The following is a 12477-nucleotide window of genomic DNA, read 5'->3' on the forward strand; positions in this document are numbered from 1 at the left end:
GCTTTTTCCTTGGGCTACCCGCAGGCGTAAGGGCGCTACAGCTCTACCTGCATCCCCATTTCCACGACGCGGTTCGGCGGAATCTTGAAGAACTTCGTGCTACGCGTGGAATTGCGTGCCATGAAGGCGAATATCGCGCGCCGCCAGCCCCGCATGGCCGGCCGCTTGGCCGCTACCACGGTCTGCCGCGACAAATAATACGACGTGCGCATCGGCTCCAGATCCACCTCGGGATAAGCCTCCGCCACTACTCGCAAGGCGTCCGGCACGTCAGGCTCTTCCTTGAAGCCGTAGGTCAGCACTGCTTGCCAGCTGGAAGCACTGAGCTTGGTCAGGGAAAAGCGTTCCTCCGACGAAACGTAGGGCACGTCGGCGCTGCGTATGGTCAAAAACAGCACGTGGTCATGCAGCACCTTGTTGTGCTTCAGGTTGTGCAGCAGCGCGGGCGGCACGTTGCCGGGATTCATCGTCATGAAAATGGCGGTGCCATGCACGCGCGCCGGGGGGAACTGTTCCAGCTGCTCCATGAACTCCCCCAGCGGTTGCCGGTCGCGCTGCTGCTGCTGGCTGAGCAAGTAGCGGCCGCGCCGCCATGTCAGCATCAGGGTGAACACCACGATCCCCACCGAAAGCGGCAGCCACCCGCCCTCTTCCACCTTGAGCGCGTTCGCCGAAAACAACAGCAGGTCGAACACCAGGATGAAGCCCAGTATGGCCCACCACATGGCACGCCGGGGGCCGCTGACGGCGGCACGCGACATCAGCGACAACAGCAGGACGGACGTGGTCAGCATGGTCCCCGTAACGGCGAAGCCATACGCGGCGGCCAGGTTGTCGGAGCTGCGGAACACCACCACCAGGACAAGCACCGCGACCAGCAGCAATGCATTGACCTGCGGCAGGTAGATCTGGCCTTTTTCAACCGCGGAGGTGTGCAGGATCTCCATGCGTGGCCAGTATCCCAGCTGAACGGCCTGGCGCGTCATCGAATACGCGCCCGAGATCACGGCCTGCGAGGCAATGATCGTGGCCACCGTTGCCAGGCAGACCAAGGGCACCACGCCCCAGTCGGGCGCCATCAGGAAGAAGGGGTTGGCGATCGCGTGCGGATCGCGCAGCAACAGCGCTCCCTGGCCGAAGTAGCACAGCGTCAAGGCCGGCGCCACCATCCAGAACCAGGCGCGGCGGATCGCGCCCCGCCCGAAATGCCCCATATCGGCGTAGAGGGCCTCCGCCCCCGTCAACGCCAGCACGACCGAGCCCAGCAGCACGAAGCTGGCGCGCGGCGATTCGACCACGAAATGCACGCCCCAGATCGGATTCAGGGCCTGCAATATCGCCGGCGCCTGGACGATCTGCCATACGCCCAGCACGGCCAGCGTGCCGAACCACAGGCCCATGATGGGACCGAACAGCTTGCCCATCACGCCGGTCCCATGCGACTGGATCATGAACAGTGCGATCAGCACGATCAAGGCAAGCGGCACCACCCAATGCTCGAAGCGATGGGATACGACGCTGATCCCTTCCAGCGCCGACAGCACCGAGATGGCCGGCGTGATCATGCTGTCGCCGTAGAACAGCGCCGCACCGAATATTGCGAGCGCAATCAGCAGTATGCGCAACTTGCCTTGGCGTCCGCGTATGGCCAGCTCCAGCAGCGCCAGCGTACCGCCTTCACCCCGGTTGTCCGCGCGCAGCACCAGCATGATGTACTTGAACGACACCACCAGCATCAACATCCAGAAGAGGATGGACAGTACTCCCAGGACATGGCCGGGCTGGAGGTCACCGTATCCGACCAGGCACTGGCGCAGGGTGTAAAGCGGGCTGGTGCCGATGTCGCCATACACGACGCCGAGCGCCCCGATGACCAGGGCGGCCCTGGAAGATGGCGCGTGGTGGGCCGCTGCCACCGGGGACGGGCTTGCTGCGGTTCCGGTCGTCATACCTGTATGTCGTGTCGAGTCAATTGGGCGCCTTTGCGTGGACCGGGAAACACCACGGTCAAACGCGTGCCGGGGAATTCGGGACGGCTGGACAGTTTCCACCACGCGCCGTGCGCATGGGCGATTTCGCGAACGATGGCCAGGCCCAGGCCGGAGCCTCCCGCGGTTGCCGCGGGCGAGCGATAAAAAGCCTCGAATACCCGATCCTGGTCTTCCGCCGGGATGCCCGGACCATCGTCCATGATGGTAAGGCTGGGCGGATTGGTGCCCACGGTCAGGGTAATCCTGCCGCCCGCCGCGCCGTAACGCAGGGCGTTGTCCAGCAGATTGCCGAGCAGCTCATCCAGCAGCAGCGGATCGGCGTCGACCCACACCGGCGTATCGGGCGCGTTCAGATCCAGTTCGAACTGCGCGGCCCGCACACGCGGGATCCACTCGGCGCCGCTGGCGCGGATCCATTCGCACAGGTCGACGCGGACAAAGCTGTCCTGCGGGCGGGCGTTGGGGTCTGCGCGCGCCAGCACCAGCAGTTGCTGTCCCAGACGGATCATCCTGTCGCTGACCGCCTTGATGCGTTCGGCGCGAGCGCGGACGTCGTCCGGCAGGGGACGGGCAAGCATCAATTCGGATTCCAGCCGCAAGCCGCTCAATGGCGTACGCAACTGATGCGCGGCATGGCCGATGAAGCGGCGCTGGGCGGCCAGGGACGCGTCCAGGCGGGCGAGCAGATCATTGGTATGCAGCACCAGCGGCTCCATTTCGGCGGGCACGCCGGCGACTTCGAGCGGCTGCATGTCATCGATGGAGCGTTGCCGGATTTCGTCGGACAGCAGGTTCACCGAACGCAGGCCGGAACGTACGCCATGCACGACGACCCAGGCGAACAGCGACATCAGGATGACCTGGCCGACCACCATCAGCAGGAAGAAATCTTCCAGCTCCCATAGGGTCATGTCGATCTTGTGGGTCATTACCCACGTCGCGGCCAAGTCCAGGAGCACCAGCAGCAGGATGGCGGGCAGCAGCCGCACCACCAGATAGCGAGCCAGGGAACCCCGAGGCAGAAGAAGACCAGACCGGTAAGTGCGGGAGCTTTGCGGGCTGCTACGGATACGGTCGGAGGAAATATCCACGGTCATGTTCGTAGGCCAACCCCGCCGGACGAGATCAATCCGGGCATGTGGTCACCGCACGGAAGCGAGCGTTCAGGCTGCTTCCACATCCAACAGATAACCGAAGCCGCGCACCGTCTGGATACTCGCGCCGGTACCTTCCAGGCGCTTGCGCAGTCGATATACGTAGACTTCCACCGCGTTCTCGCTGAAATCGGCGTCCCATGCGGAAAGGGAATTGACGATCTGGCGCTTGGTGACGACGCGACCGACGCGGGCCATCAGCATTTCCAGCACGGACAATTCACGCACCGACAGGGACAGGCGTTCGCCGTGGACCCGGACTTCCCGGCCGACGGTGTCGAAGACCAGCGGCCCGACTTCGATCAAGGGCTGCGCCTGGCCGCTGCGTCGCCGGAAGAACGCGCGCACCCGGGCGGCGAGTTCAGGCAATTCGAACGGTTTGGTGACATAGTCGTCCGCGCCGGCGTCCAGCCCTGCCACACGGTCTTCCAGACCGTCGCGGGCCGTCAATATAAGGACAGGCACCTGGTTGCCGTCCGCGCGCAATTGCCGCAGGACATCCAGGCCGCTCATGCCGGGCAGGTTGAGATCGAGCAGAAGCAGATCGTAAGGTTGGCCCGCCAAGGCGCCCAACACCTTGTCGCCATCGGTGAGCCAATCGACCGCATACCCCTGGTCGGCCAGAAACTCCTGCAGCGCGTGGCCCAGGGTTGTGTCGTCTTCGATTACCAGTACTCGCATGGCGCGATTCTAGCGCGATCCGGACCGCAACGCGCTAGCCTCCGTGGACGCCATGTGAAATATTTCGCCACCTTTAGTTGGCGGGGGGAGCGCCGGCCGACGCCCCCGGGGCACCGGCGCCAGCCGCCGACGGGGCCGGATTCGTGACGAAACCGATACGGCCCAATCCGGCGCGGCGGGCGGCGCCCATCACCTTGGCCAAGGTTTCGTAACGGGTGTTCAAGTCGGCGCGGATGCGCAGCTCAGGTTGGGGCTGGGTCCCCGCGGCGGCGGCGAAGCGATCGGGCAGCTCCGCTTCGAGTACCGGTTTATCGTCCCAGAATAGTTGGCCGCCGGCGTCGATCGCCAGGTCGACGGTCTTGGGCTCTTCCTTGACCGGCTCCGCGCTGACCTGGGGCATATCGATCCGGATCGAATGGGCCAGCAGCGGCGCGGTAATGATGAAAATCACCAACAGCACCAGCATCACGTCGATGAGGGGCACCATGTTGATCTCCGACATCGCGTGGCTGCCGGAACCCTTGTTGTCAAAGCCGCCGAAAGCCATTTATTCGCTCCCGCGCGTCGCCTGCGAACCGCCAGTCCGGCGCATGGCGCGCACCTTGCTGTCCGATATCGCCACTTGCTGGCCGGTTGTCAGGAAGGCGAAAAGGTCATGCGCGAACGCGTCCAACCGAGACAGGAAGACGCGATTCTTGCGCACGAAGGTGTTGTATGCCAGCACGGCGGGAATGGCCACTGCCAGGCCCAGGCCGGTCATGATCAGCGCCTCGCCGACCGGGCCGGCGATACGGTTGATGGTCACGCCATCGGCCAGGCCGATGCCCACCAGCGCGTGATACACGCCCCATACGGTGCCGAACAGCCCCACGAACGGTGCCGTGGAGCCCACCGACGCCAGCACGGTCAGGCCATTTTCCAGCTTGGCGGTTTCCTCGTCGATGACCTTGCGCATGGTGCGCGTCACGAATTCGCTGTTGGAACCGGCCTCGGACAGCGTGGTCGCGCCATATTTGGCGTGGTGTGCCTGCGCATACATGGCATGTGACGCAAGATGCGAGAACGGGTCGCGTGCCCCATGCGTGGTGATTTCATGCTCCACCTGCTCCAGCGAGCTGGCACCCCAGAACTTGTCGAGAAAATCGCGCGAACGCATGCGGATCATCGTGCTGTTCAGTGCCTTGACGACGATCAGGTACCAGGTCACCAGGGACATCAGGATCAGGATGACGAACAGTGTCTTGCCGACGATATCGCTCTGCGAGACGAAATGCAGGATGCCCATGTCGGGCGTCGGCAGCGGCGCGGGGGCCGCCGGCATGGCGGTGGACTGCAGCGCCGTCCCGGCGTTCTGCGCGACGGCAGGCTCGGCCGTCGCGGCGGGCGCCGCCTGCGCCAGCACCATGGCGATATGGTGTGCGATGGACATGTCAGTTCCTTATATTGAAATCGAACGGAATTCTTGCCTGGACCGTATAGGCGATGCCATTGCGCTTATAGGGTTTGAAACGCACGCGGCGCACGGCATCCAGCGCGGCCTCATCGAGCCGCGGAAAACCGGAGGAAGCCACGACCGTCGCCTTTTCGATCGCGCCCTGCGTATTGACGACCACCAGCACGGTAACGCGCCCCTCTTCGCGGCGTCGCTTCGATGCCATGGGATAGACCGCGGACGGCCCGGGCCCCAGGTATTCGATATTCGAGACCGTTTCGGGTTGATCGCGGGGCGGCCCCTGGCGCGGCGCCTGGGTGGCCGTCGCCCCGTCCGGCGCGCCCGTCGGCGGCGACGGTGGCGCGGGCGGCTGTTCGATCGGCTTGGGCGGCGGCGTTTCCTGCACCGGCTGCGGCTTCGGTTTGGGCTGCGGTGTGGGCTGCGGCTTGGGCTTGGGCTTCGGCGCGGGAACGGGCGGCTTTTCGATGACCGGTTCCGGTTCGGGCTGCACTGTCTCGGGTGGCGTGGGCGCCGGCTCGGGTTGCACCTTCGGTTGCGGCGGCGTGGGCGGCTGCACGTCGGGCTTGGGTGGCTCGGGCGTTTCGGGTGCCTTGGCGACTTGCGGTACCGGCGCTTCCACCACGCTTACCATGATGGGTTGGCTTTCCGGCGGCAGGGGCACCACTTCCCGCGTGGAGAGCATGGCCCCCGCCACCACGGCATGCACCGCTACGACGACGATCGCTGCGCCCAGCCTGATACCCAGGGAAGCGTTCGACGACGTGGACCAATTGCGCTTTTTGTTGCTAGGCATGAACCAGCCCGATGCCCTGACTAGAGTGAAGCCGCGACACGCGTGGAGCGCGGGAATGAGTCCGACATGCTATCTCAAATGGGAATTATTCGCAAAATCATTTGATGTGGTCCGGAGACAGGAATCGTGACGGTCCATGCCGCTGGCATGCAAGCGTGACCAGGGCCCGTGCCCAAGCGGTGCGTGAAGGGAAAGCAGGCAGGCATCCGGACAACAGCGCCCAAGGCGAAGGCCGAAAACCGAAGAGGGATACGCAGACGCGCGGACGGCCGCTTACGAACGACAGCCCGGGATGATACGTGGGGGAAATACCGGAGGGGGAGACCGCGATTGCGACGGAAGGGAGTGGTGGGTGCTGAGGGGTTCGAACCCCCGACCTACGCCTTGTAAGGGCGCCGCTCTACCAGCTGAGCTAAGCACCCCAATAGAGTGGGGCCACTCTTCAAGCAAACCGCGAGCGTGGATTATAGCGACCGCCCGGTAAGGCCGCAAACGAGGGGGAATCGAGACTATGCATGCAAGCGGCGCGATACGAGGCGCTCATCGTCCCCTGCCTGCCGGGCGATCCTGATCGAACGATCGATCAGTTGACTGCGTCCTTCAGGGCCTTGCCGGCGCGGAACTTGGGCACCTTGGCTTTTTTGATTTTGATGCTTTCACCGGTGCGGGGATTGCGACCGGTACGTGCTGCACGGGAAGACACGGCGAACGTGCCGAAACCGACCAGGGTTACGGTGCCGCCCTTCTTCAGCGTCGACTTCACGGCGCCGATCAACGCGTCGAGGGAACGGCCCGCGGCCGCCTTCGAGATATCCGCTTTGCTGGCGATGTGGTCGATGAGTTCAGTTTTGTTCATGCAGGATTACCCCTCACAGGTATGGTGTCCCGGCGGCCGTCGCGGCCAGCGAAACATTCGAACGACTTCTTATTGAACGGTTTGCATGACAAACCGCGACGCTTAAATTGCTACGCCGCCCATGATTTCGCCCGCATGAAAGCGGGCAAACCAGGAGCGACGTAGAGGCGTATTAGGCCCTGACGACACAAGGCTGTCAAGAAAAAATCCGCCGAAAACCCGCGTCTTTACTGGCTTTCCGCATTGAAAGCGACAGTACTTGCCGAGGCTTTACGCGTGGTGTGCGGGCAGCGCATCGGCAGCGCAACGTTACACGTCCACCCACCGGCGCAGCAGGTTGTGATACACGCCTGTCAATTGAACCAGCGAGGGATGTTCCTTGAGATCCTGCGTCAATCTTTGAATAGCGACATCCAGGTCCAGCAGCAAGGTGCGCTGCGCATCCTCGCGCACCAGGCTCTGCAGCCAGAAAAAGGCACTGATGCGCGCGCCACGCGTCACGGCGTTCACGCGATGCAGGCTGGTGCCCGGATACAGCACCATGTGGCCCGCCGCGAGCTTGATGCTGCGCGGACCATACAGGTCATCGACCACCAGTTCCCCGCCCTCGTAGCTATCCGGCTCGGACAGGAACAAGGTCGCGGACATATCGGTGCGCACGCGATCGGGCGAGCCCGTAACGGGCCGCACCGCGTTATCGACGTGATAGCCGAAGTTTTCTCCGCCCTCGTAGCGATTGAACAGCGGTGGAATGATTTTGCGCGGCAAGGCCGCGGCCATGAAAAGCGGATTGTGGGTCAACCGCTGCACGATCGCGCTACCCAGCTCCTGCGCAAGCGGATTGCTTTCCGCCAATTGGCGGTTCTGCTTGACCTGGGCCGACTGGTGGCCCGCGGTAACCCTGCCGTCGACCCAATCGGCTGCTTCAAGCCGGGCACGCATTTCGGCGGCTTCGGCAGGCGTGAAAACGTCGGCGATCTGGATCAACATGGGGTAGCTCCGGCTCAGGTGTTCAGACAGGCGCGCAGCGCCTGGTCGAAATCTCCCAGCAGGTCTTGTTCGTCCTCGATCCCGACGGACACGCGAATGAAACTGTCGGCTATCCCCATCTGCGCGCGGCGCTGCGCGCCCATTTCGTAGTAGATGGTATGGGCGGCCGGCAACGCCAAGGTGCGCGTATCGCCCAGGTGCGTGGCCAGGATGACGACCTGCAGCCGGTTGAGGAAATCGAAGCAATCTATGCCCTCTACCAGCTCCACGCCCATCAAGGCACCGAAGCATCCGTCGAACAACGACGCCGCGCGGGCATGCTGGGGATGCGATGCCAGGCCGGGGTAATACACCCGGGCCACGCCAGGGTGGCTTTCCAGCATGCGGGCCAGGGCAAGCGCGTTGTCGCAATGCCGGCGCATGCGTAGCGCCAGCGTTTCTGAACCCACCGCGATGCGGTGCGCCGCGTCGGCCGACAAGGTGCCGCCCATATCGCGCAAGCCCTTTTTCTTGATCTGCAACAGTCCCCAACCGGTCGACGGGCCCTTGCGATAGGAATCAAAAATATTCTTGTAGCCGGACCAGTCGAACAGGCCCGTATCGGTGATGGAACCGCCCAGCGCATTGCCATGGCCGCCGATGTACTTGGACAGCGAGTTCATGACCAGCGACGCCTGCACATCGATGCCGCGCAGCATCCACGGCGAGGTCAGCGTATTGTCGACCAGGTAGACCAGGCCACGCTCGCGGCACAGCGCGCCGATGCCGGCCAGGTCCGCGACCTGTGTCCCCGGGTTGGCGATGGTTTCGACGAACACCATGCGGGTATTCGGCCGCAGCGCGGCCTTAACCTGTTCGGTATCGGTGGCATCGACAAAGCTGATTTCCACGCCCAGCTCGGCGAGCGTCGCGAACAGGCTGTTGGTATTGCCAAAGAGGAACTGGCTGGACACCAGATGATCGCCCGCGCGCAACAGCGTGGTGAACACCGCGGCCAGGGCCGCCATGCCGGTCGCGAAGCTGACTGTCGCGACACCCTTTTCCATCCGCGTGATGCGGGTCTCCAGCGCGGCCGTTGTCGGCGTGCCTTGCCGCGCGTACGAATAGCCGGCCTTGCCCTGAAACACAGCCGCCAGCTCGCGCGCGTCGGCGTAGCCGTACTCGGACGACACATGTATGGGCTTGTGGACGGCCCCATGTTCGACGGCATCACGCCGATCGGAGTGAAGAATGCTAGTGGTAAAGCCGGATTTATCCATGATCGCGCGCACCAGTGATACGGGAATGAGCGGAGAATTTTACGCCTGGCGTTGGCGCACGGTCTCGTACAGGCAGACAGCGCTCGCGACGCTGACATTCAAGCTTTCCACCGAACCCAGCATCGGGATATGCACCAGTTCGTCGCAGGTTTCGCGTGTCAGCCGACGCATGCCCTCGCCTTCGGCGCCCATGACCCACGCCATGGGCCGGCGCGCGTCCACCCCGTGCATCGGCGTCCCGGCCTGGTCGTCCGTGCCGACCAGCCATACGTCACGTTCCTTCAGCGCGCGCATGGTTCGCGCCAGGTTGGTGACCATGATGTACGGCACGGTGTCCGCCGCACCGCAGGCCACGCGCTGCACCGTGGCATTCAGCCCGACGGCGCGGTCGCGCGGCGCGATGACGGCATGCACGCCGGCCGCATCGGCCGTGCGCAGGCAGGCACCCAGATTGTGCGGATCCGTCACGCCATCCAGTATCAGCAGGAAAGCCGGACCTTCAATCACGTCCAGCACGTCGTCGACATCGACCGCCAGTTGGGCCGGCACGGCCAGGGCCACCACGCCCTGGTGCCGCGTGCCGTGCGCCAGGCCGTCCAGCCGTTCGGCCGGCACCGGGTGCACTTTGCGCCCGGCGCGTTCGGCTTGTTCGACCAGCGACGCCATGCGTTTGTCGCGGCGCGAGGCCTCGACATAAATTTCCTTGATGGACGACGGCGCATGGCGCAGGCGCGCCACGACCGCGTGAAACCCTGCGAGTACCTGGGTCGACGCCATAAAACCATACCTCTCTTGTAACCCCCGCCCGCCACGGGCGGGGCCATGCTCAACGGCGCTTGCGCGCGGCGGACGGGGTGGAAGCCTGCGCCTGGCGCACGGCCACGCGATCCGCCTTCTTTGCTTCGGCGCGCCGCACCTTGGCCGTCTGGCCCTTCAGGGCCTTGGGCTTGGTGCCGGCCGCCTTCTTGATGCGCCGGGGCGGTTCTTCCGGCCCACGCTGGGCGGCCTTGCGCAGCGATTCAAAACTGGTGCCCTTGACCAGGCGGAACTCGATGCGCCGCGCTTCCAGATCCACGCGCGCCACCTGTACCTGGACCTTGTCCGTCAGGCGGTAGCGCATGCCGGTACGTTCGCCGCGCAATTCATGCAGCGCGTCGTTGAACTGGAAGTACTCGCCACCCAGTTCCGAGACGTGTACGAGTCCTTCCACGTGCAAGGTATCCAGCGTGACGAAGATGCCGAAGCTGGCCACCCCGGTCACGGTGCCGCTGAAGTCCTCGCCGACGCGTTCCTTGACGAACCAGCACTTCAACCAGGCCTCCACGTCGCGCGACGCATCGTCGGCGCGGCGTTCGCTGGATGAAAGCAGCAGGCCCAGCTTTTCCCAGATGGCGTGCTCGTGCTCCTTGTGGGAGCGGCCTATCACCACGGGCTCGTCCTCCAGCGAGGGGACATATCGCTGGCCGTGCAACAAGGCCTTGATCACCCGGTGCGTCAGCAGGTCGGGATAACGCCGGATGGGCGAGGTGAAATGCGTATACGCCGGATAGGCCAGCCCGAAATGGCCGACATTTTCAGGGCTGTACATGGCCTGCTGCATCGAACGCAGACACATGGTCTGCAGCAGGGGATAGTCGGGGCGCGCGCGCACGCTGTCGAGAAACTCGCCGTAGTCCTTGGCCGTCGGTGCATCACCGCCGCCCAGCGTCAGTCCCAGCGTGCGCAAGAATTCGCGCAACGACTGCAGACGATCCGGCGTGGGTCCTTCATGGATACGGTACAGGCCGGGATGCTTGCTGCGCGCCATGAAGTCGGCCGCGCAGGTGTTGGCCGCGAGCATGCATTCCTCGATGAGCTTGTGCGCATCATTGCGCACCACGCCGACAATCTGTTCGATGCGCCCCAGCTCGTTGCAGACGATCTTGGTCTCGACCGTATCGAAGTCGATCGCGCCGCGCTTGCGGCGCGCCTGCGACAGCAGCTGGTACAGCTCGTACAGGTCGCGCACCTGCGGCATCACACCGGCCATGGCCTGCGCGGCCGGCCCGCCGGGCTGCTGCAGCGCCGCCCAGATGTTCGTGTACGTGGTGCGCGCATGCGAATGCATGACCGCGTTGTAGAACTGATACGCGGTGACCGTGCCGGCCTTGGCCCCGCTGGCCGGAATCACCATGTCGCAAACCAGCACCAGCCTGTCGACGTGCGGATTCAGCGAACACAGCCCGTTCGACAACGTTTCCGGCAGCATGGGAATGACCCGGCGCGGGAAGTACACGCTCGTGCCGCGCTCCACCGCATCGTCATCCAGCGCGTCGTTGGGCTGTACGTAATGGCTCACATCGGCGATCGCGACGAGCAGGCGCCACGCCGGCCGCTTGCGCTGGCCGGAACCGAGCTCCACCGCCTCGCAATACACCGCATCGTCGAAGTCGCGCGCGTCCTCGCCGTCGATGGTGATCAACGGTACGTCGCGCAGGTCGATGCGGTCCTTCAGATCCGTCTTGCGCACGGTGTCCGGCAGGCGGGCGGCCTGCTTGCGCGCGGCTTCCGAGAACTCCACCGGCACGTCGAATTTGCGTACGGCGATTTCGATTTCCATGCCGGGATCGTCGATTTCGCCCAGCACTTCGGCGACGCGTCCCAGGGGCTGCGTGTGCCGGGTGGGTTGTTCGATGATTTCCACCGACACGACCTGTCCGTGCTGGGCGCCGTTGGTGTCGCCGGGCGGAATCAGGATATCGTGCTTGATGCGCTGGTCTTCCGGCACAACGATGGACAGGCCGTGCTCATGCAGGAAGCGCCCCACCAGCTTGTTGGTGCGGCGTTCGATGACTTCGACAATATTGCCTTCGGGCTTGCCGCGGTATTCGCCTCCGGGCTTGACCAGCACGCGGTCCCCATGCAGCACCTTCAGCATTTCGCGCGGCGAGAGGAAGATGTCCGGCCCGCCGTCATCACGCACCAGGAAGCCGAACCCATCGCGGTGGCCCTGCACCCTGCCCGCCACGAAGTCCAGTTTGGTGGCCAGGAGCAGCACGCCCTTGCGGTTGGGCAGCAGTTGGCCGTCGCGCTCCATCGCGGCCAGGCGGCGCTCAAAGCCTATGGAGGTATCGGGACGCGCCACGCCCATGCGGTCGGCAAGCTCGGCGGGCGACAAGGGGGCACCGGCGGACCGCAACGCACGAAGAATGGCTTCTCGGCTGGGTACGTCGGGATCGAAATCGGGGGGCGCCTCAGGCACGACCGTCGGTCTGTTCTTGTTCGCGGCGTCGTCGCTCGATCGTTTTGCCAAAGTCGAAA

General features: G+C 64.4%; 11 protein-coding genes and 1 tRNA gene. All 12 read right to left on the reverse strand.

Annotated features, from left to right (window positions below; all coding sequences use genetic code 11):
- Positions 1-35 precede the first annotated feature (35 nt).
- Positions 36-1949 carry a potassium transporter Kup gene (locus AKI39_RS15765; RefSeq protein ID WP_066637929.1) on the reverse strand — a complete coding sequence of 638 codons (1914 nt, stop codon included), beginning with the start codon at positions 1947-1949 and terminating at the stop codon, positions 36-38.
- Positions 1946-2971 carry a sensor histidine kinase gene (locus AKI39_RS15770; RefSeq protein WP_066643117.1) on the reverse strand — a complete coding sequence of 342 codons (1026 nt, stop codon included), beginning with the start codon at positions 2969-2971 and terminating at the stop codon, positions 1946-1948. The genes AKI39_RS15765 and AKI39_RS15770 overlap by 4 nt, the downstream gene beginning before the upstream one ends.
- Positions 2972-3154: 183 nt before the next feature.
- Positions 3155-3826 carry a response regulator transcription factor gene (locus AKI39_RS15775; RefSeq protein ID WP_066637933.1) on the reverse strand — a complete coding sequence of 224 codons (672 nt, stop codon included), beginning with the start codon at positions 3824-3826 and terminating at the stop codon, positions 3155-3157.
- Positions 3827-3899: 73 nt separating this feature from the next.
- Entirely contained in the window at positions 3900-4373 is a 474-nt protein-coding gene (locus AKI39_RS15780; protein ID WP_066637936.1) for an ExbD/TolR family protein, read from the reverse strand.
- Positions 4374-5255 carry a MotA/TolQ/ExbB proton channel family protein gene (locus AKI39_RS15785; protein ID WP_066637940.1) on the reverse strand — a complete coding sequence of 294 codons (882 nt, stop codon included), beginning with the start codon at positions 5253-5255 and terminating at the stop codon, positions 4374-4376.
- 1 nt (position 5256) lies between these two features.
- The gene (locus tag AKI39_RS15790) at positions 5257-6072 is read right to left on the reverse strand and encodes an energy transducer TonB (protein ID WP_083228881.1); all 816 of its coding nucleotides are present in this window, start codon (positions 6070-6072) and stop codon (positions 5257-5259) included.
- Positions 6073-6418: 346 nt separating this feature from the next.
- Positions 6419-6494: transfer RNA gene (locus tag AKI39_RS15795), tRNA-Val, on the reverse strand.
- A 161-nt stretch (positions 6495-6655) separates the two neighbouring features.
- Positions 6656-6928, reverse strand: a complete 273-nt coding sequence (locus AKI39_RS15800; RefSeq protein ID WP_066637942.1) for an HU family DNA-binding protein — start codon at positions 6926-6928, stop codon at positions 6656-6658.
- 309 nt (positions 6929-7237) lie between these two features.
- On the reverse strand, positions 7238-7918 hold the full coding sequence (locus AKI39_RS15805; RefSeq protein ID WP_066637945.1) for a Fe2+-dependent dioxygenase: 681 nt from the start codon (positions 7916-7918) through the stop codon (positions 7238-7240).
- Positions 7919-7932: 14 nt separating this feature from the next.
- Positions 7933-9177, reverse strand: a complete 1245-nt coding sequence (locus tag AKI39_RS15810; protein ID WP_066643123.1) for a cystathionine gamma-synthase family protein — start codon at positions 9175-9177, stop codon at positions 7933-7935.
- 39 nt (positions 9178-9216) lie between these two features.
- Positions 9217-9954, reverse strand: coding sequence for a 23S rRNA (guanosine(2251)-2'-O)-methyltransferase RlmB (gene rlmB, locus AKI39_RS15815; protein ID WP_066637947.1), 738 nt, complete (start codon positions 9952-9954; stop codon positions 9217-9219).
- Between the two features lie 49 nt (positions 9955-10003).
- Positions 10004-12418, reverse strand: coding sequence for a ribonuclease R (gene rnr, locus AKI39_RS15820; RefSeq protein WP_076879770.1), 2415 nt, complete (start codon positions 12416-12418; stop codon positions 10004-10006).
- Between the last annotated feature and the right edge of the window lie 59 nt (positions 12419-12477).

Origin of the sequence: Bordetella sp. H567, from assembly GCF_001704295.1 — a bacterium.
Lineage (GTDB): Bacteria > Pseudomonadota > Gammaproteobacteria > Burkholderiales > Burkholderiaceae_B > Bordetella_C.